The 19,874-nt window shown below is 54.9% G+C and carries 19 protein-coding genes and 3 pseudogenes; 11 read left to right on the top strand and 11 right to left on the bottom strand.

From position 1 onward, the window contains the following. The first annotated feature begins 8 nt into the window (after positions 1 to 8). The 6 genes and pseudogenes from F8N21_RS12680 to tnpC all read left to right on the top strand — a co-directional run bounded on the left by F8N21_RS12680 (position 9) and on the right by tnpC (position 4,964). Entirely contained in the window at positions 9 to 1,067 is a 1,059-nt protein-coding gene (locus F8N21_RS12680) for an AbrB family transcriptional regulator (RefSeq protein ID WP_150642464.1), read from the top strand. Positions 1,068 to 1,224: 157 nt separating this feature from the next. After that, a complete protein-coding gene (gene nhaA, locus F8N21_RS12675; protein ID WP_150642463.1) occupies positions 1,225 to 2,394 on the top strand; it encodes a Na+/H+ antiporter NhaA in 1,170 nt (389 codons plus the stop codon). Continuing rightward, positions 2,395 to 2,618: pseudogene (locus F8N21_RS12670) on the top strand (hydrolase or metal-binding protein); the annotation flags it as partial. Positions 2,619 to 2,718: 100 nt separating this feature from the next. Beyond that, positions 2,719 to 3,036 (top strand): IS66-like element accessory protein TnpA, encoded by a 318-nt coding sequence (tnpA, locus tag F8N21_RS12665; RefSeq protein ID WP_150642462.1) that lies wholly within the window; start codon positions 2,719 to 2,721, stop codon positions 3,034 to 3,036. Then, on the top strand, positions 3,033 to 3,317 hold the full coding sequence (tnpB, locus tag F8N21_RS12660; protein WP_150642461.1) for an IS66 family insertion sequence element accessory protein TnpB: 285 nt from the start codon (positions 3,033 to 3,035) through the stop codon (positions 3,315 to 3,317). Before tnpA ends, tnpB begins: the two co-directional genes overlap by 4 nt. Before the next feature lie 111 nt (positions 3,318 to 3,428). Beyond that, positions 3,429 to 4,964: pseudogene (tnpC, locus tag F8N21_RS12655) on the top strand (IS66 family transposase). A gap of 91 nt (positions 4,965 to 5,055) precedes the next feature. Here the strand turns inward: tnpC and tcuA are convergent. The 9 genes from tcuA to F8N21_RS12610 all read right to left on the bottom strand — a co-directional run bounded on the left by tcuA (position 5,056) and on the right by F8N21_RS12610 (position 12,563). Next, a complete protein-coding gene (gene tcuA / locus F8N21_RS30855) occupies positions 5,056 to 6,984 on the bottom strand; it encodes an FAD-dependent tricarballylate dehydrogenase TcuA (protein ID WP_150642460.1) in 1,929 nt (642 codons plus the stop codon). A 168-nt stretch (positions 6,985 to 7,152) separates the two neighbouring features. Beyond that, positions 7,153 to 8,088, bottom strand: coding sequence for a LysR substrate-binding domain-containing protein (locus tag F8N21_RS12645; RefSeq protein WP_121102046.1), 936 nt, complete (start codon positions 8,086 to 8,088; stop codon positions 7,153 to 7,155). Between the two features lie 150 nt (positions 8,089 to 8,238). Beyond that, the gene (locus F8N21_RS12640) at positions 8,239 to 8,640 is read right to left on the bottom strand and encodes a GFA family protein (RefSeq protein WP_150642459.1); all 402 of its coding nucleotides are present in this window, start codon (positions 8,638 to 8,640) and stop codon (positions 8,239 to 8,241) included. A gap of 123 nt (positions 8,641 to 8,763) precedes the next feature. Next, a complete protein-coding gene (gene csgH / locus F8N21_RS12635; RefSeq protein ID WP_150642458.1) occupies positions 8,764 to 9,105 on the bottom strand; it encodes a curli-like amyloid fiber formation chaperone CsgH in 342 nt (113 codons plus the stop codon). A gap of 5 nt (positions 9,106 to 9,110) precedes the next feature. Continuing rightward, the gene (locus tag F8N21_RS12630) at positions 9,111 to 9,641 is read right to left on the bottom strand and encodes a curlin-associated protein (RefSeq protein WP_150642457.1); all 531 of its coding nucleotides are present in this window, start codon (positions 9,639 to 9,641) and stop codon (positions 9,111 to 9,113) included. Further along, positions 9,625 to 10,530 carry a CsgG/HfaB family protein gene (locus F8N21_RS12625; protein ID WP_150642456.1) on the bottom strand — a complete coding sequence of 302 codons (906 nt, stop codon included), beginning with the start codon at positions 10,528 to 10,530 and terminating at the stop codon, positions 9,625 to 9,627. Before F8N21_RS12625 ends, F8N21_RS12630 begins: the two co-directional genes overlap by 17 nt. Positions 10,531 to 10,584: 54 nt before the next feature. Next, positions 10,585 to 11,574: a hypothetical protein gene (locus F8N21_RS12620; RefSeq protein ID WP_150642455.1), complete on the bottom strand. Its 990-nt coding sequence runs from the start codon at positions 11,572 to 11,574 to the stop codon at positions 10,585 to 10,587. A 60-nt stretch (positions 11,575 to 11,634) separates the two neighbouring features. Further along, positions 11,635 to 12,072 carry a curli assembly protein CsgF gene (locus F8N21_RS12615; RefSeq protein WP_150642454.1) on the bottom strand — a complete coding sequence of 146 codons (438 nt, stop codon included), beginning with the start codon at positions 12,070 to 12,072 and terminating at the stop codon, positions 11,635 to 11,637. 11 nt (positions 12,073 to 12,083) lie between these two features. Further along, on the bottom strand, positions 12,084 to 12,563 hold the full coding sequence (locus F8N21_RS12610; RefSeq protein WP_150642453.1) for a CsgE family curli-type amyloid fiber assembly protein: 480 nt from the start codon (positions 12,561 to 12,563) through the stop codon (positions 12,084 to 12,086). Between the two features lie 819 nt (positions 12,564 to 13,382). Between F8N21_RS12610 and F8N21_RS12605 the strand changes: the two genes are divergently transcribed. Continuing rightward, positions 13,383 to 14,300: a hypothetical protein gene (locus tag F8N21_RS12605; protein ID WP_150642452.1), complete on the top strand. Its 918-nt coding sequence runs from the start codon at positions 13,383 to 13,385 to the stop codon at positions 14,298 to 14,300. Positions 14,301 to 14,632: 332 nt separating this feature from the next. Here the strand turns inward: F8N21_RS12605 and F8N21_RS12600 are convergent, their stop codons facing one another. Then, a complete protein-coding gene (locus tag F8N21_RS12600; protein WP_412071637.1) occupies positions 14,633 to 15,031 on the bottom strand; it encodes an alpha/beta fold hydrolase in 399 nt (132 codons plus the stop codon). 1,214 nt (positions 15,032 to 16,245) lie between these two features. On the opposite strand from F8N21_RS12600, the gene F8N21_RS12595 reads away from it, so the two are divergent. The 3 genes and pseudogenes from F8N21_RS12595 to F8N21_RS12585 all read left to right on the top strand — a co-directional run bounded on the left by F8N21_RS12595 (position 16,246) and on the right by F8N21_RS12585 (position 18,223). Continuing rightward, positions 16,246 to 17,253 (top strand): acyltransferase family protein, encoded by a 1,008-nt coding sequence (locus F8N21_RS12595; protein ID WP_150642451.1) that lies wholly within the window; start codon positions 16,246 to 16,248, stop codon positions 17,251 to 17,253. 290 nt (positions 17,254 to 17,543) lie between these two features. Further along, positions 17,544 to 17,761: pseudogene (locus F8N21_RS30850) on the top strand (hydrolase); the annotation flags it as partial. A gap of 174 nt (positions 17,762 to 17,935) precedes the next feature. After that, a complete protein-coding gene (locus F8N21_RS12585; RefSeq protein WP_150642450.1) occupies positions 17,936 to 18,223 on the top strand; it encodes a hypothetical protein in 288 nt (95 codons plus the stop codon). 249 nt (positions 18,224 to 18,472) lie between these two features. Here F8N21_RS12585 and F8N21_RS12580 read toward each other — a convergent pair whose 3' ends face one another. Beyond that, a complete protein-coding gene (locus tag F8N21_RS12580) occupies positions 18,473 to 18,907 on the bottom strand; it encodes a hypothetical protein (RefSeq protein WP_150642449.1) in 435 nt (144 codons plus the stop codon). 707 nt (positions 18,908 to 19,614) lie between these two features. Between F8N21_RS12580 and F8N21_RS12575 the strand changes: the two genes are divergently transcribed. Next, positions 19,615 to 19,860 carry a DUF3079 domain-containing protein gene (locus tag F8N21_RS12575; protein WP_150642448.1) on the top strand — a complete coding sequence of 82 codons (246 nt, stop codon included), beginning with the start codon at positions 19,615 to 19,617 and terminating at the stop codon, positions 19,858 to 19,860. Positions 19,861 to 19,874: the final 14 nt, after the last annotated feature.

Here is a 19,874-nt window from a genome sequence, read left to right as displayed (position 1 = left end):
TTTCCTTCATGGAACTCGCAAAACTACCGATCGGGCTGCAGTGGGCGGTATTAGTCGGGGGTGGCGGGCTTGCAGGTTATGTCCTGCATCAGGCGGGATTGCCCGCTGCTCTACTTCTCGGTCCTTTAGCCGTTGCTATCTGCATGGGCGTCGCCGGCACTCGTATTCGAGTGCCGCGACTGATGTTCCGATCAGGTCAGGGTATTGTCGGGTTGATGGTCGCCAAGTCAGTGACACTCGGAGTGCTCATGGCTTTGAGTGAGGACTGGCACCTGATGCTGCTGGTCACTGCGATCACCATATTGATAAGCGCCGGTGTCGGCCTCGGATTGGCTTGTTTCAGCCCCATACCCGCAGACGCTTCAGCATGGGGAACGGCTCCCGGGGCTGCGTCGGCGATGATAGCTATGGCGGAGGAAAATGGCTCGGACGGACGTCTGGTGGCGTGCATGCAATATGTGCGAGTTGTTTGTGTGGTCATGCTAGGCGCTTGGATTTCCACGCTATTTGTGGGGTCCAGTCACCCTCATCTCGCGCCCATTGTTGCTGAGCTCCCTTTCACTTGGATCGGCCTTGGAATGAGCCTTGCCATCGCCTTCCTTGGCGCGTTGAGTGGCAACTTGCTCCCGGCCGGCGCGTTGCTGACTACCGTTATCGTCGGGAGTGCCTTACAGCTCATCGGATGGTTGGATATCACCCTGAACGGCACGCTCGTCACACTCGCCTATGGCGTCATCGGGAGCTATATCGGGTTGCGTTTTGACCGTGCGACGGTCAAGCACGTCGCCAGGTTGATTCCGGTGATCGTCGTTGCCAACGTGGTGCTCATACTGCTTTGTACCGCGTTAGCCTGGCCGCTGAGTTACCTGTTTGGAAAGGATTTCCTCTCGGTATTCCTGGCCACGAGTCCAGGGGGGCTGGACGCCATGGCAATCATTGCCGTGGAAACGGGTTCGGATGCCAGCTTCGTGGTCGCACTGCAAACCTTGAGGCTCATTGGCGTAGTACTGAGCGGGTCTCTTTGCGCCCATCTGATCATGAGGTGGAATGCCCGCGTGTCTCGTTAAACACTGCTTATAACGCCGAGCCTCAGTAGCTGCCGTCCGATGATGGGGGCTTCGAACGGGGTCGATGCTTCAACTGTTCCAAGAAATCTGACCGTTCACACCGTGATTAAGCCCAGCGGAAGTTCAGGTTGGGTCATTGCGCTGAAGTGGAGTTTCAATGTCTACGTCTATCCGCCGTACCGAATCCCCGAATGTATTCGCATTCATCAGCCGATTTTTCGCCGCTGAATCTGCAGGAGGGCTTGTGTTGATGGCAGCGGCAATCACCGCGCTGACTGTCGCCAATTCGCCTCTGGCAAAAGACTATTTCGCAGCACTTCACACACAGTTTGCGGGGCTATCGATCGAGCAGTGGATAAACGATGGTTTGATGGCCATTTTTTTTATGCTGGTCGGGCTTGAGATCAAGCGCGAGATGCTGGTCGGGCAACTCGCGTCCTGGGCGCAAAGATCGCTACCGGGCTTTGCAGCCTTGGGCGGAATGGCCGTTCCGGCGCTGATTTATGTGGCGATTAACTGGGGCAATTCCGAGACCATCGACGGCTGGGCCATCCCTTCTGCTACCGATATCGCATTCGCTCTCGGCGTGTTGTCGTTGCTCGGAAAAAGAGTGCCGGTATCACTGAAGATTTTCCTTTCTGCGCTCGCGATACTGGATGATTTGGGGGCCGTGCTGATCATTGCTTTGTTCTACACGAGTGGTCTCTCGGTGCCCATGCTCCTCACAGCATTGGGCGCTCTGCTGGTATTGGTGGGGATGAATAAGTTGGGTGTGAGGAAACTTTCGCCTTACCTCATCGCGGGGGCTTTGTTGTGGTTCTTCATGCTTCAATCAGGGGTACATTCCACATTGGCGGGTGTTGCGCTCGCCCTGTGTATTCCTCTGGGCCCACCTGATGAGGCGGCGCGCTCGCCCCTTTTGTACCTTGAACAAAAACTGCACCCTTGGGTCGCCTTCGCGGTGGTACCTATCTTTGGATTCGCCAATGCAGGGGTGTCGCTTTCCGGCATCACGGCGAATAACCTCGTAGAGCCGGCTCCTCTTGGCGTTGCCTTAGGGCTCGTAATAGGGAAACAGGTGGGAGTATATGCATCGGCTGCGCTCGCGATACGTTTCGGTCTTGCCAAACTGCCGAAGGACAGCAATTGGATTCAACTCTACGGAGTAGCCGCGCTTTGCGGCATAGGTTTCACCATGAGCCTATTCATTGGCGCTTTAGCGTTTCCAAACTCCCCGCATGTATTCGATGAGGTGAAAGTGGGTGTTCTGATTGCTTCGACCCTTTCTGCGATTATTGGACTATCAGTGCTACGGAGGAGTCGTTAAGACGATCAATTCACGATCACGTCCCAAGTGCAAAGCCGGGATGGCTGGTTACTACATCCACTTAACGAAGAACTGCGCCAGGGTAAGGAAGACAAGCTGCGCAGCATTCCAGTACGTCTATTGTTCAACGAGCCGGAGCTGAATTTTCGGCCGACTACACCCTGTTCGACCGGCAATCCGGACGATCGTTATGCGTCGGCAATGGCGAAACCTGCAAACGTATGTAAGCGTCTGGGGAAGTCACCTTCCGAACTCCAGAAATAAAGGCGATGGTGTCCGCATATTTTTCAAGTGGCCGCGATAGCCCTTAAAGTCAGGATTCCCATGCGCCAACGAAGCTCTTACCCCAAACCGTTCAAAGCCCAAGTTGTTCAGGAATGCCTGCAACCCGGTGCGTCCATCTCCAGCGTTGCCATCACCGACGGTATCAACGCCAACGTCATTCGCAAGTGGCTGCCGCTTTACCGAGATCAGTCAGCAGCAGCGCTGCCGGCGTTTGTTCCTTTGAGGGTTTCTCCTAAACGGCCGGCCGAGGCGTCGGCGATCATTGTGATGTCCGTTGGTGAGCAATCAATCACTGTTAAATGGCCAACTTCCGATCCTGAAGGATGCGCACGTTTCATCCGTGAGTTTGCCCAGTGATCCGCATCGACGCCATCTGGCTCGCCACTGAGCCGTTGGACATGCGCGCAGGTACCGAGACCGCGCTGGCCCGGGTGATTACAGTATTCGGTGCGGCGAAGCCGTACTATGCTTATCTCTTCGCCAATCGACGCGCCAACCGGATGAAAGTCCTAGTGCATGACGGCGTAGGTATCTGGCTTGCCGCGCGACGATTGAATCAAGGTAGGTTTCACGGCCAGGCATACGGCACGGATCGGAAGTCGAACTCGATAACGAGCAGTTTCAAGCCTTGGTACTAGGGCTGCCTTGGCAGCGGGTCGGTGCGGGCGGCTCGATCACAGTGCTTTAGTACCTGCCATTCGCCTATCGGTTTATCGCCGCTGATTGCCTGCTCTGGCAAAATCATCTGCATGACTTCCTCACCCAACCTCGACCAGATGACACCGGAACAGCTACTTGCCTTGGCCGAACAGGCCATGCAGTTGCTGTCCAAGGTCGACGCGATGGGCCAGAAGATCCACCGTCTTGAAACCGTCAACGAGCAACTTGCTCACGAGATCGCCATCCTCAAGCGATAAAAGTTCGCCAAGCGCAGCGAGCAGCTGAGCCCTAATCAAGGCAGCCTGCTCGACAATCTGCTCGACACCGACATCGCGGCTATCGAAGCCGAGCTGAAGGCAGCAAGTCCGCCGACCGCACCGGCCGATCCACGTCAACAACCTAAACGTGCGCCGCTGCCAGCTCAGTTTCCTCGCACCGTGATCCACCACGAACCGGAAAACACCCAGTGCGCCTGCGGTTGTCAACTTCAGCGCATTGGCGAGGACGTCAGCGAGAAGTTAAATTACACGCCGGGCGTGTTCACCATCGAGCAGCACGTGCGTGGGAAATGGGTCTGCCGCAAGTGCGAAACACTGATCCAAGCACCAGTGCCGTCCCATGTGATCGACAAGGGCATCCCGACCGCAGGTCTGCTGGCCCATGTGATGGTGGCGAAGTTCTCTGACCACTTGCCGCTGTACCGGCACGAGAAGATCTTTGGCCGCGCCGGGCTGACGATTGCTCGCTCGACGCTGGCGCAGCAGGTCGGGCAAACCGGCGTGCAGCGCCAGCCTTTGGTTGATGCGCTTCGCGAAGCGGTGTTGGCCCAGGGTGTGATACACGCCGATGAGACCCCTGTTCAAATGCTTGCGCCAGGCGAGAAGAAAACTCACCGGGCTTACGTCTGGGCCTGCAGCACCACGCCATACTCGGCACTCAAGGTCGTGGTTTACGACTTCAGCCCAAGCCGGGCGGGCGAACATGCGCGCAACTTCCTCGGCCCGTGGAATGGCAAGCTGGTGTGCGACGATTTCGCAGGCTACAAAGCCGGTTTCGCGAACGGCATCACCGAAATTGGCTGCATGGCCCACGCCCGCCGCAAGTTTTTCGATCTGCAAGTGGCAAACAAAAGCCAGTTGGCCGAACAGGCGCTGCGATCGATTAGCGGCTTGTACGAAGTCGAGCGGCAAGCGCTAGACATGAGCGATGAAGATCGTTGGCGAATACGGCAAGAAAAGGCAGCACCGATCCTTGAGACGCTGCACAACTGGATGCTGGCCCAGCGTAATCTTGTGCCCAACGGATCAGCAACTGCCAAGGCTCTAGATTACAGCCTTAAACGCTGGGTAGCGCTGACGCGCTACTTGGAGGATGGAGCCGTGCCCATCGATAACAACCAAGTCGAAAATCAGATCCGGCCATGGGCACTTGGACGCTCGAACTGGTTGTTTGCCGGATCGCTACGCAGCGGAAAACGGGCGGCGGCGATTATGAGTTTGATCCAGTCTGCACGGATGAATGGGCTTGATCCGTATGCGTATCTGAAGGACGTGCTCACGCGGCTGCCGACGCACCGTGCGAGAGAGATTATAGGGTTGCTGCCGCATAGATGGGCGCCCACCTGATCACGTAAAGTGTCGGGTGGGCGCTTAGGTCAACCTCTAGTTGAAATGAAAATGGATAAAAATATCCGCAGTCATTCGGCGCTCCGTTTCATTACGCGACCTTGACCGCCAAGTTTTTTTGCCTACGGTAGAGAATGGTAGTGGCGGTAAATCCGCACATCGCCGCGAACATCAGCCAGTAGGCCGGTGACGCCTTATCCCCCGTAGCCTGGACAAGCAGAGTCGAGATCGCGGGAGTAAAACCACCAAACACCGCCGTGGCCAGACTGAAAGCCAAAGAGAACCCAACCACGCGCACGTTTTGTGGCATCACTTCGGTTAGTGCCGCGACCATAGCGCCGTTGTAAATGCCAAAGAAGAATGAGAAGTACAGTAGGACGGCGAGCAGTCGTTCGAAACTCGCCGCCTCTGCCAACCAGTGCATAGCAGGGTAGGCGGTGAAGATGCACAGCAAGGAGATCGCCAGCAACAGAGGTCGACGGCCAATACGATCGGAGAGCGCCCCCCCGATAGGTAGCCAGATGAAATTGCTCACGCCGACCAAGAGTGTGACCACCAGGCTGTCGGTAGTGCTTAGGTTCAGTACAGTCCTGCCAAACGTGGGGGTGTAGACCGTAATCAAGTAGAACGTGGTAGTGGTCATGGACGCCAGCAGGCCGCCGGCTAGCACGGTGCGCCAGTTGTCTCGCATTGAGCGAAAAACTTCGCGGGTAGTTGGGCGATGGTGGCGAGCAGTGAATGCCTCGGTTTCTTCCAGTGAGCGGCGAATAATGAAAATGAAAGGGATAATCACGCAGCCAATGAAGAAGGGAATGCGCCAGCCCCACTCGGCGATTTCAGCGGCTTGCATCGTAGCGTTAATTGTGTAACCCAACGCGGCCGCGACTACGATCGCAACTTGTTGACTGGCCGATTGCCAACTGGTGTAAAAGCCAGTGTGGCAGGCGCTGTTGTAGTCCTCGACAGTCTTGACGAATTTCTCTTGAGGCAGCTTCAACTGGCGGGCAAGGTCTTGCAGAGTATTGGCGGTGGTTCCGGGAAAGACCGGCGGCATGAAGCGGCCGATGGCTTGTTGATCGATGATCGAATACGCCTGCTGACCGGGTTGTCCGGCCACCAGACGCCCCCAGATCGCATAACGTTTTGGCCAGAAATCCTCACCTTCGTCGTAGAAGCGTTCGCCATCACGATTGACCACCACACCCAGCGATACGCAGTCGATTCGGGTGCAGATGCCGCCGTCGTAGAGTGGCGCGCGGGCATCAATCGCGACCATGTGTGCTTGCGTCGGATCGCCGATCACATCTGCGCCAAGGTCGAGCATGCGCCGTAGCAAAATGCCGGTGTTGAATCGGGTGCCCCGGATCAGGAAATTGTCCGATGGCCATTCACCGCGTTCGTTCTGACCCCAGGCTTCGCGCAGCCATTCACGGTTGGATTCGAAGCCGCCGGCTGCCAACACGCAGGCCCGGGCTTCAATGCGTTCTGCGGCGAAACGCTGACCATCGACCTCATGTTCGCCCACATGGGCGGCGACGAATTTCCCCTCATCCAACTCGATGTCGGTCACTTGCGTGTTGTATCGAACTTTTACACCCAGGCGCTCGGCGCTGCGGAAATACGCATTGACCAGCGCTTTGCCGCCGCCCATAAAAAATGCATTGGTCCGCGCCACGTGAAGCGCGCCGGACAGCGGTGGCTGAAAATGCACGCCGTGTGAACGCATCCAATCGCGGCAAGAAGACGATGCCCGAATTGCAATGCGTGCAAGCTTTTCATCCGTGAGGCCACCGGTAACCTTCAACAGGTCTTGCCAGTATTCTTCTTCCGGATAGGCATCGATCAGCACGTCCTGCGGTTCGTCGTGCATGCACCGCAGGTTACGGGTGTGTTGGGAGTTGCCACCGCGCCAGATTTTCGGAGAGGCTTCCAGCAGCATCACGCTGGCGCCCGCTTCTCGCGCCATCAGAGCGGCGCACAAGGCAGCGTTGCCACCCCCTATGATTAAGACATCGATCATTATCGCTCCTCGATTTGCAAGGAAGCGGGAACGAAGTGCTCCTTGCGAGTGGGGAGAACGATAGGGTGGGGAAGGAGTGGCCGAAAGGCTGCTTTTGACGCGGGGTGTTTAGTTTTTCTAAAGGCTTTGTCGCCAGGAGAAACTTATGTTTCCGGGGTTGTAGGAGGATTACGCGTCTACCCCTTCTATCCACGTAGCTCCAGGCCACTGTTTGTCGACGACCAACTGTCGCGCCACATCGACGATGACCAACCGCGTTGCCAGCGCCGCCGGAGAGAGTTCGTCGTCAGCCAGCGTCGCCAGAAGATTACGCCGGCCCACATGGGGATCGGCAATCCTGATCAGTGAAAGTCCGGACCCGTCTTTCAATGCAGCGGCCGCCCCCGGTTGTATCGTTGCCGCATGACCGGCCCGAACGGCGTTCATCAAAACAGCGAGACCGTCGACTTCCATAATGACATTGGGTGTTAGCCCGACCCGCTCAAACGCGCTCATCAATGCCGAGCGCAATCCATGTTGCGCGCTGGGCATCACCAGCGGCAGGCCGCCGAGGTCGGCTAACTGCACGCTGTCACCAGAAGGCGCTTGAGGCAGGCTGGGCGAGGCAATGACAAACAGCTTTTCATCCAGCAGCGGAGTCACGCTCCAGCGTTTACCCCCTTCGAGCTGGAACAGGATGGCCAGGTCAATTTGCCGTGCGTTGAGCTGCGCCGCCAAGTGGCCGGAAAGCATTTCCACCAAATGCAGTTGTATGTCCGGATAACGCGCACGCATAGCGTTGATCAACGGCAACGCGAGCACCGTCGCGGTAGTCGGTGGTAAGCCGACGCTGACATAACCGCTCATTCGCCCGCGATGGGCGGCCATGATTGCGTTTTCCGCCTGGCGTAGCGTCAATTGGGCATGGTGTAAAAACGCAAATCCGGCGCTAGTGGGCGTCACGCCGGTGGAGGTTCGATTCAGGAGGCGGGTGCACAGTTCGCTTTCCAGCTTGGAGATTTGCTGACTGAGGGCTGACACACCAACGTCCAGTTCAAGTGCCGCACGCCCCAGGCTGCCAAGCTCGATGATTTTTACGAAATAGCGCAGTTGTCTCAATTCCAATGTGGCTGCTCCCCGCGAATTTGTTATTCAAATACCTGAACGTTTGCCACGCAAGTTACGAAGCCCGAAGAGGCAGCATTGTCGCAGGTTTGGGTTGACCGTTGAGCGCGTGCGCTTTGTCGAGGACTGGTAGCAGTTGACGCGAAGCTGTCATCGAGACTGTGGCCACTGATCCTGGATTTCATACCAGGGCGCCTTGGACGTCACTTCGACATGTTGCTGCTTGTCGGTGGTAAAGGTCGTGTCTAGCGAACCCAGCGCTATAGATATCCAGTCTGCGTATTCACCCCGGCTTCGCGACCAGAACAGCGACGAACCGCACTGGCCGCAGAACTGACGAAGCACTGATTCGGAAGAGCGGTAAGTCGTGATGCACTCGGCGCCCTGGATGATATGCAGTTCAGTTCGCAGCACGCTGCCATAGCTGGCAAACGCTGCCCCATGACTTTTACGGCATTGGTTGCAATGGCAATGTGAAAGCGCTTTGGGGCGTGATTTTATTTCGTAACTGACGGCGCCGCAAAGACAGCTGCCTTGGAAAGTGCCGGTCATTTTTTGAGGCAGCCTGGTAACTAAATGGGTCAATTTAAACGGTTGGCACGGGGAGTGTCGAATGACTGCTCCTGGCCGATTTCTGCCGGTCACAAAGGGCGGCTTCCACGAATAGCTGATTTATCATAAACGGATAGCGCCTTGATCGTCGCTTGGTTGCTCGACAAAAGTATCTGCGCACGAGCGCTCGATTTCTCTAATCAACGTATTTTGTGCAAGCACTTGCAGCTGAACCTGGCAGGTCCCGTCGGGGGGCAGACTCACGCTCACACTCGATAAGGAGGTACCGGTTTGAATATCTCCCTGCTGACTGGCTTTCGACTGCCCGCTAGCGCTGTGCTTCAGCACGGTCAGCCGATACTGCAGCGTCAACGGGGTCGGGTTGTCGATATGTGGACGAATAATCACTATTTCACCGTCGCGCTGGCTATCGATCGACACGACCAGTTGGGAGAAGTCCATCATCCTGTTCACCTCTGTATTACGTTTGCATTCATGTTGCTGCCAAACTGGTTGACGATAACCGAACCATTTAGCCCTGACTGGTTGACGGAGGCCTGGTTTGCCTGCCCGTATTGATTGACCCAGGCCTGGTTATACGCACCGCTCTGGGTCATGTCAGCCCGGTTACCGTTTCCTAGCTGCGTGCTGCCGAGCTGGTTGTGATCGCCTGACTGGTTGATAGACAGCCAGTTACCCAGGCCCGCTTGCTGCGCCAGGAGCGCATTCTGTGATCCGCTTTGGGTGATCAGCGCCTCGTTGCCGACGCCGTTCTGGCCCAGGTTCAGCCATTGCTCCGTTCCGTTCTGGTGCAGCACCGCGTGGTTGTTGGACCCGTTTTGAGTTACTGCGACTTCGCTGCGACCCATGGTGATACCGGAGTAGCGAGGCTCGGGAGAAAGATCGCTCGCCTGGCACAACGCGCTGTTCGCCACCAGGAAGCCTACCGCCAATAACCGGAGACGGAACTCTGGCCCAAGCCAGTTAATCTTTTTGCTCATGGTCATTTCCTGTTCGAGCAGGCTCGCCGCTGTCGGCCAAACTTGCAGAGGGTAAATTATTCAGTTGTCCGTCGTAGCTCTGTAGATAACTCTGAAGCAGTGGCTGCTTGAGATCGTCCGGGTTTTTCAGCTGCCAGCTACCGTCGCGCACACCCTGAGCGATCAAGTGGACCAGTGCGGTCTCAATGGCCTCGCGCACACATTGCTGTACCGGTTCGTTGCGCGAAAAACCGGTTTCGATTTCAAGCAGATTTTTGAACGATACGAAGCGGAACACGCCGAAATCCACCTGAAATGAAAAGACGGTCTTACTGGTAGTAATACTCTGAATGATATCGCCGCTACGAATGTCGACCGCGCGCAGGTTGATCGTCACCTGATCCTGTCGGTACAGCTCAGACGGCCCCACGCCAAGATAGCGCACGCCGATACCGCCGGTCCTGACGTTGCTTTCATACGCGACGATGGCGCCCTGTATCAGCATATTGGCCGGTCGCAACGGCGGTAGCTGGGTCTGCGCCTGGTCCTGCGGCAGTTCCAGCGCGCGGATGATCTTGCGTTCCGTCAGAATGTCCTGCAGGTTCTCGCGTTCGACCGGTTTGAACCATCGCGAATCGCGCAGTGCAGTGATCAACAGCGCCGCTGCGCCTTGCGTCACCGAAGTGGAAAACGAACTGTCCGGCGACGGCTTGTACTGGCCGGTCTGGTCGCGCAGGCCATATACCGCTACCGCAATTTTGCCAGCCGGCGCCGGCAGGTGGGTCAAATCGCGCGAAATCTGCGTGGTGGGTGCCAAGGTGGCTCTGGAGGTCGTCCCTGCTGGGAGAGAAGTGGCACAGCCGGTAAGAAGCAGAGCTAAAACAGCCAGGTAGGGCAAGCATACTTGCATTCTTCTTCTCCAAACGAAATCCCGCCGGAAAAATCCCGGCGGGAAAAGGGCGGATCAATGCTGATTGATGATTGCTGCGTTGCCGCTGCCGCCGCTCTGGCTGACGGTGGCAGCCAGGCTGTTACCGGTCTGGGTCAGGTTGACCGAGTTTTGCGCCAGAGCCGTGCCCGCGCCCGACTGAGTGACATTGGCGTAGTTGTTGTTACCTGTTTGCAACAGGTTTTCTTCGTTGTAGGTGCCAGTCTGGTTGCTATACGCCTGGTTGCCGTAGCCAGACTGGGTGAGGTTGGCCGTCAGGTTAGCGCCGCTCTGAGTGAGGTTGGCAACGTTATAATCGCCCTGCTGATTCGCAGTAATCGTACTGGCGGTGCTGTTAGTTTGCAGTATGTAACCTGCGTTACTGTTGCCGCTTTGTTGGAGGCTAGCTCCACCGTTGATGTTGCCTTGCTGATAGATCGTGCCATTGTTGTTATTACCGTGCTGGTAGACAGCCCCATAGCCACCGCCCGAGTTGGCGTACTGAGTGATGCCAGCACTGTTCCCATTACCGGTCTGACCAATGTCGCCCCAAGGACCGCCTAAGTTACTCACTTGAGAAATCGCCGCGGTGTTATAGCTGCCACCGAAAAGAGCTTGGGAAATACTCGCGACTGCGTACTGATTGCCAGTTTGATTGATGTTGGCAGTGTTATGGTCGCCGGCTTGATGGGTCTCGGCCCTCTGGTTGAGACCATTTTGGTAAATGCCGGCGTTGTTGCTGTCGCCAGCCTGGTCAGCGGCGCTGGTGTTGTCGTTTTGTATTTGAGTGATGCTGATAGCACTGTTGGTGGCGGTCTGCTGGATCGGCGTGCCGCTGGTGCCGGCAATGTTTCTGTCGCCCGTCTGGCTGATGCCAATCGCCGAGTTAGTAGCGCCGGCCTGGTCGACGTTCAAGTTGTTGTCAGTGCCGGTCTGCGAGGTAGTGACGCTACTTGAATCAGCCATGGCGGCACCGGACAGTGCAACGAGTACGGCGAGCGACAGGAGCGATTTACATGCGTGCATGAGGGTGTTCCTTTTTTGTTGTGTTTTTTGGGTTGTGTTATTTTTTTTGTAGTGCGGGACTTACGGTTGAATCGATTGGTTTACCTGGAACTCTGTGGTCTGACCGGTGGATTTGTCGGTCGTCAGGATCTGCAATTGCCCTCCGCCTATATCGTTGATTGCAATCCGAAAGTCTGCGGTTTCGACTGTTCCGGGGGTGAGCTGGCCGGTGGGGCCGACGATGCCGGAGGTGACCGCCGAAGCCACTCGGCCGAGGATCGCGCTCTTCAACATGTTGTTGAACTGGCTCAAGGCGTTCTGCTGCGCCCCCGATGACTGCGATGATTCGGTGAAGTCGTTTTGCGCCTGCGCCGCGTTCAAGAGTACCGGTCCGTTGAGCGGGCTTCCGCCGAACGAAGGGTTGATCGGCTGATAGACCAGTTCGCTTGCATGAAGGCTGGTAGTGGTCAGGCCGGACAACAGCGCCAGGGTAACGAAGGCCAGGGATAAAGAGTGCATAGAGGTCTCCTTCAGAAGAGTTCGTCGCGAGCCAGGTCCGGATCGCCAAAAAACTGCACGAGCTGGTAGTCGAGAATGGCTTGATACACCTGTATGGCGGCAGCGCTGCCTATGGTGGGGATGAGGCTGCGGTTAGGCGGAAGAAACACCTGGAACAGGCGCTGATTGCCATAGTTGACGAAAACCTGACTGCCCCAGCGCGCGTTGGGGCGCTCGGCAATGGCGACGACGAATCGACCGGCCTCGTCCTTGTCTCGCCATGTAGTAGCAAAACTGTCGTAGAAATCGCGCCCGGCCTGAGTGATGGTCTGCCCGGTGACGATACCGCCGACTTCAATGCGGTTGAGCGTACGGTTCTGAGCGACACTGCCAGTGCGATCGACACTGCGGGTGCTATCGACACTGCCCTGTGCAAAAGTCATCGACCCGATAAATAGTTGAAGGGTAAATAAACTCAGATAGTTAACAAGCAACATATTAATACCGCCCATAAACGTTTCGGCCTCACCTTGTATAGCCGAGCATTTAAAATTGCGCCAAATTAAAAAAGATTAATTTATATTCTGTTTTTTGGCGCCGGTTTTCAGTCAGCAAAGTTTGACGTATAAAAAATTAGAAGTATTGGTCGAAAAATGTTCTGCTATTGTTGACGCCAACTTCCTGTCGATACTTCAGGGCGGACAATAAATAATGACAAAACCCGGAATAAGCTAGTGCATGCAGCATTGAAATATCCATTTGTTCGCTAGCTTGGAGCTACAAAGGACGGGTTGTCGGCTGGACGGTCTCCTCAGCGATATCGCTCACCAATTGACTGTTGTAGTCCAGGCCAGGGCTGCCAATCGGTCGCAGCCAGGGGATGATTGTCCAGGTAGGGGAGCGCGTAAGGAGTCTACATTTTCACCAGGCATAGATTACGCAGCAGGGTAATGGGGAGTGCCTGCTGACATGTCAGCATCGCTGAACGTGGCGAGCCGGCTTGTATAAAAATACGAATCCGTCCAGGAAAACTCCATGTTCAAGGACCATCTTGTGTTAGCGAGCTAACCTTCCCCCTTGTCGCTAACGCAAACGACCGCACGCGTGCCCTTCGACTTATGCGTAACGATTCTGTACCGAACCTCATAAAGGTTGTTTGCGGCCCTAAATGAAACTCTGGGATACCACGAGGGCTTGCCGCACGGACGAGCCAGTAGAAACGCTGGCCAATGCTTACTGAGCGGGGAGCCTATGGTTGGGAACTCACTTGTGTTAACCAATCAGTTATGTCCCTATGGGACGACAACCCGGAAAAAGAATGCGGATCTTTGATGATTACAGAAATTCCAACCAGTGACGAATTCTCGTCAGCAGCCTACGCCCAATTCGACTTTGCTTGGGACATCGTCATTTCGTTCTTGACCACACTGGACGATGCAAGCCAGTACGTTGAGGTGGACAACGACGACAAGGTTCGATTCTGGGAAGCCGCCCGCCAGAGAATCCTGACCTCACTCATCATTGCCCAGCAAGGCATCGAATTCGCTATCAAGGGAAAGCTTGTTAGCGTTAGCCCATACCTGCTGATCTCCGGCTCCCCATCGGACTGGCCCAAGGATAAGACAGGAAAGGGGATTGTGTACTCAGAATTTCGAACGATTGACGCCCAAGACCTCATAAAGGTCTACAACACCGTGCATGCAAAGCCGTTCGATCCTAAATTTGCAGATTTATTCGAGCGGGTACGCAGGCTTAGAAACCAGGCTATGCACTCTGTAAACGCACGACTTCAAATATCGGCCAAAGAAGTCATTTTGATCATACTCGAAGCGCACGAGCATCTTTACTCCCATCAGAGCTGGGTAGCTGCTCGCAGAGACTTCTTGTTTACCGCACCTGCGGCACAGGTTTATTTCGGCAACGACTTCATTGACGGCGCGTTGGTTCGTGAGTTTTGGACCGTATTCAACCTGTTGACAAAAGCCGAGCGAGAACGCTTCTTCAAAACAACTGCGACTGTTCGCAAATACATATGCCCAGCTTGTAGATACCACTCATTAGAAATTGACGGACCTGTACCCCACTACGCCGTGCTCGAACCAAACAAACCTAGATCCGCTACTATCAGGTGTTTCGTGTGTGACGATACGCACCTTGTCAGTCGAATCAAATGCGTTCACGCAGGATGCAAGGGTAACGTCATCAGCGAAGAGTTTGGTATCTGCTGTACCTGTGGTGAGGGTCAATAGAATCAGGGGGCCGGTGTGTTGATGCATCGGCCATAGTGATTGGCGGACAGGGCAAGCATACTCCCTGTCAATGGTATTTGATTTTGCGGTATCAAATGCAGGCGTCGTTCCGTCAAGCACCTGCACCGGGTAGCCGTTGATAGCAGTCACTATCATGAGCAGCGGTGCATCTCTACCGTGCTTTGCGTGAAATTAGAAAGAGCTGCGTAATACGGCTGAGATTCGGATATGAGAATCGTGCACTACTGGCAACGGCAAGATTTGGTTCGGTGTAAAAAGTTTTATTGGGCGCAGGCCTGAGGCCCAATCGAAGCGCAGTTCCACATCCACCGTTATGCCCGTTTGCCAAGGAATGACCGCTTTGGGCCGGCCGAGGTCGCCGCGAGGATCAGCCGGCGCACCATGCTCGGGTAACGCAGGGCGAATTCTTGCGCCAACGCACCGCCCCAACTCACGCCGAACACATCGACCTGGTCGATTCCCAATTGCTTGAGCATCTCGGCGATCAGGTCGGCATGGCGCGGCAGACGCATCGGCCAGCGGGGCATTTGCGATTTGCCGACCCCGGGCACGTCCAACGTAATGGTCCTGTAGTCCACCAGTTCATCGCGCAGGGGATCGAAGGTACGGATCAAACCACCCAGGTCGTTGAGCAAGAGCAGCGGTGAGCCTTGGCCGCGGATTGAAACGTTCAACTGCAAGTCTTTAATGGTTAATTTGTGCGTTGTCATGGTTTCCCCCTTGGCCTACCCGCTGTTAAGACAGCGTCTGGCGTTTGCGTTGCAAAAAAGGGTGACATTTGTTGGCATGGCTCTGCGAATCATCGAGATATCGTCGATTGGCTCCGCGCGGTTAAAAAGTACCGTTGGGCTGGGCATCTGCGCGGCGCGGGTCATACTGCCAATGGCGAGGAGCCATCGTTGCTGTCGGGATGGCACACGAATCCGCCCCCAAGCTCACCCCCCATTCCCAGGCCATGACTGCGTTGGTGCTTGTGCTCGTGAGCCGGTACCGTACTGCAAATACCATATGATCCCTGGCCACTTAGACGAGGAAAAATGTTCAACATCACCCCTGATGAAATTAATCAGTTTAACGACCTCGATCTGCGAGAGTTGGTGGGGCGTCTCTACGAGGCCGAGTTGGTAAGTCGGTGATTGTCTGCTGCGGCGGCGACATGGGGAGGTAATCAGACTGCCTCAGACGGTGGTCTAGATGTGCGTTTGGAGTTGCCTCCAGGAGTAATTGTCGAAGGCTTCATACCGCGCGGCTCAACGGGGTTCCAGGTCAAGAAGCCGGATATGCCGAGGTGAGGAGGAGCCCATCCCATTGCTTCTGGCCGATTTCGGCCCTCCTTGACCGGCGGCTATGGGTCCAGGCTGTGTGAAAACGTTTTAGAGCGAGTTTGATAGTCAGAACCGCAACGAAAATCGCGTTCCTACACAAATTTCAGGTCTGCTGACCAACCAAACGCTGGCAGATTTTACGTAGCAACGCAGACTTCACAACGGTGCATGCGTTTTCACACAGCCTGGGTCGAGTGCTGCCGGACACGACCGGCAGAGATCGGCCAAAAGCCGCCGATCACGGGCATCTACCAAAAAGTGGGTGATTCACTTAGCGCCATGCTATCAAGCAACGTCAAAAATCCAGTCATTTAGCGAATTCCTCGCGACTAGAATTTTTTTCATGGCGTGAAGTGTAAAGTGCAAAAGTTGTCCTAGACTACAGGCTTTAAATGGTCTGACTTCATGAAATTTTCACCGCTGCGACTACTGGGTTTTTATATGAATTCAGACGCAGCACTGCCTTTATCGAGTGCCCTCTATCAACCCAAGAGCGGGCCTGGCATTGATATAGAATTATGATTTCTGGAAAAAATGCGCGGGAGCGGAATCTTTAGCTTACTGCTGATTGACACACAATCCAAAGAGCGAATGCAAATATGAATGGTAGTTCCGTAGCGGGCTCTCGATTAAGCATACTTGATGGATGGCGCGGCATGAGCATCTTGCTTGTCCTGGCGTGCCACCTGCTACCACTTGGCCCAAAGCAGTGGCAATTGAATTCCGCCACAGGCGTTATGGGAATGGCTATATTTTTTACGCTATCGGGTTTCCTGATAACAAGTTTTCTGCTCAGCAACAGCAGCGTCGTTGATTTTTTAATCCGCAGAATCTTTCGGATTGTGCCTCTCGCCTGGTCGTACATGGTAATTGCTTTATTTGTCATGAACAGCACTTCTGATTTCTACATCGCAAACTTTCTGTTCATTGCCAACTGGCCGCCTATGTGGCTGGGCAATGCAAACGGCCACCTATGGAGTTTGTGCATGGAGGTCCAATTTTATGTCGCAATAGCTTTGCTGGTAGTTCTGATGAGAAACAAGTGGGTAGTGCTAATCCCTTTTCTCTGCATCGCCGTCACGATGTACCGAGTCATGAATGATGTCCATGTCGCAATCAACACTTATTACCGCATTGATGAAATACTTGCTGGATGCATACTTGCACTGATATACAACAATAGACTGGGCAACACCCTTGCGAAACTTCCGACACAAACGGGGATCACGCAAATACTTTTATTCCTCCTGTTTGCCTTGTCCAGTCATCCCGATGCGGGCTTCATGAACTACTTTCGCCCCTATCTTGCCGCAGCAATGGTGGGGAGCACGTTACTCAATAGCCGGACACGAGTTGCCCAGATCCTGAATAATCGCGTTCTATTTTATATCGCCACCATCTCGTACGCTCTCTACGTTGTTCATCCGCTGCTAGAACAGACTTGGCTGGGTAGCGGAGATACCGTCATAAAATATTTGAAGCGCCCTTTGTTGTTCGCCGCAGTTTTTCTCACCGCGCATATCTCGACCTTCTATTATGAAAAATGGTGGATTGCTTTTGGCAAGACATTTGCCAAGAAAGTAGTTAGCCAATCCGTTACAAGCTAAACGTCCGCAGAGGGTCGCAAGCAATCCTCAGTGAGCGGCTGCTATTGGCCGAATCTCGACCTGGCGCACTACGAAGCGCGATTGAAGGACAGGTTGATCATGCTGCGAAATGCGCTACCCGCCAGCGTGCTTCTGGTAATAGGCGCACCCGACTCGGTCCGGAACAAAAAAGCTATCCGTTGCGAAGACCGGCAGGCGAACAACTTGCGCTCAGTCATTCAGATCCAGAAGCGCGTCGCGGCGCAGGTCAATGCGGTGTTCTGGGATTGGCAAGCTTACATGGGTGGCAACTGCGCGTCGCCACCATCGGACGCCACGACGAATCCATTACCCCTTCCAGAAACAACTCGGCTGGCATCCCGCGCCGGACGATAACAGCCTTGTCGAGGCCGATCGCATCTTCATCAAACACGGTTACGCGCCCTCCCCGGATACCATCCAATACCTGAAGAGCCTGAATGTGGATCGTGTCCTGGTGTGCGGCCTTCAAACCGAGACCTGCTGCCTGGGCCCCTTTTCTGGGCCAATCCCGACTTATTCTTCTTATCTCGAAAAGAAAACCGAATTCCTGCGCGTGGTTATAGTCTTTTGCTTAGGCCCCATTGAATGAGGCTTATAACCGACCTCGGCCAGCCCGCCAGTTGATCGGCAGCACCGAGACCATCAGTACTAGGAGATACCCATGAAGCGTTCTGCACTGGCTGGACTGTTCATTACCGCTGCAATCCTGGCCTCCCCGGTGTTTGCTGGCTCGCAGGATGATCTTTGCAACATCAACCTGCAAAAAATCAGAGACGCCAAGGTCAGCACCGAGCAAATGAGCGAAGGCTTGAAATCCGATATCGATGCCACTGTTCATCAGGCCACGGCCGCTAAAGCCAAGGGCACCGAGGAAGGGGCCAAAGAATGCATTTCCCTGACCACCCAGGCGATGCAGAAAATCCAGAACAACTCCAAAGGCGATCAGTAAGCGATAGTGCTCCGGCAATCCTCAGGGGATGGCTGTAGACCCAAAGTGATTGTCATCGAACGGGTGGGTTGGGGATCTGGCTTTAGCTGCATCACTTCAAGCACACAGTAGAGCTGAGTGAGGGTGTGATGAGGGGGCCATTGGAACGATCGGGATTTTCACTCCCGGTCGGACCACGATTGAGCGAGCAAGTCGGCACCTGACAAATCGTGGTCTGCCCCCGTTTTTTTTTCCGCTGACCAACAAGCCTCAATGCAGCAAGAGACCGGCAGCCCGTGCCCGCAAAGCCATTACCAGGGTCGCTGGCAGCTTTTTGATCTCGTCAGACCAAAACGCCAAATGCCCGCGAAACTCCTTCGATTCATCATCACATTCCGACAAGTCAGCGAGCAAAAAACTGTATCGACTCAGATAGGCCGCAGACAAATCGTCTGCCAAGGCCCTGGCAGGCTCTCCGGTCATTGCCAGACACCACTGCGCAATTTCGATCACCCGCTCGCCTGGTGTTAACGGAGTAACACCATGGATGAAATTCAGAATGTATTTGTTGTAGAGCAGAGCGCCTTGCTCGGGTTCATCCGTGGGATTACCCGGACAAAGTCGTCGTTCCCAAGGCAGGATATAGACCTTTTTGTCCATCACAGCCTGGAGTACATAGTCCGATGGTTTGACCAAACGCGGCATGACTTTCTCCTGGGAAAAAATACGGTTCAACTATGGTAGCTCATCCATGGTGGCCAATAGCCTCTACGGCAAAGTCACACCGGGGACATCCAATCGGCGAATCTGGACATGCCCAGGGCTCGTTACCCCAAGCAAGGCTTTTTCCAGGTCCTGGCGACGCCCGCAGTCAGCTGCTCCAGGTCCAAGACCAGACCATCCGCTCCCTTTCTGATTTCCCCCCAGAACAATGGGGGCAGCACGCAAAATATGGGCCAGCAATCACCCTGCTTCTGTCCTGAATGGTGACTTGGAAACTATGCGGCGGCACACGCTTCAGACTATAGGCAATGCTCGAAAGATTGCTAATCGCCATTACTCAAAAGACGCTCGAAAAGTTACTTATAACCAGACAGACGTTCATTTGAATCACTAACTAACCATGGCTACACCTTTCTGAACCAGAAACCCGAAAGGACCATGCTTGGCATGAGGCTCGGTACTCAAGCGGGCTTCGCATTTTTTTCGAACAGGTCCTGAACCTCATCCAATGTCGGCATAACCGCTGGAATGACAGCGAGCTCACAATCCAAAGCACCCAATACCCGCGCATAAGCGCTCATGCTCTGTGACGCATACAGCGAATTCCCCATTCTTGATCACCATCAACTCCATACCCAAGCAAGCTCTGTAGGCTGAAAGCCACTCCTACACGTCACCTGGAGATCGGCATGGCCAAGAATTTCCCCATCCACCCGAAACATCCCGAGCGCATCTGCTGGGGCTGCGACAGGTACTGTCCGACGAGTTCTCTGGCGTGTGGCAATGGCTCTGACCGCACCATGCATCCGGCCGAGATGATCGGCGATGACTGGTATTTGCACGGGGATTGGGGCATCGACCCGGCCACTGTGAAGCTAAAGCCGGTGGACGATCCGAGCAGCGGTGTCATCCTGCTGGTAGATGTTGATAAATAGCACTGCCCTCTTTT

Source organism: Pseudomonas fluorescens (assembly GCF_902497895.1).
Taxonomy (GTDB): domain Bacteria; phylum Pseudomonadota; class Gammaproteobacteria; order Pseudomonadales; family Pseudomonadaceae; genus Aquipseudomonas; species Aquipseudomonas fluorescens_BP.
The sequence above is the reverse complement of the archived record's forward strand: the minus strand, read 5'-3'. Positions and strand labels throughout refer to the sequence as shown.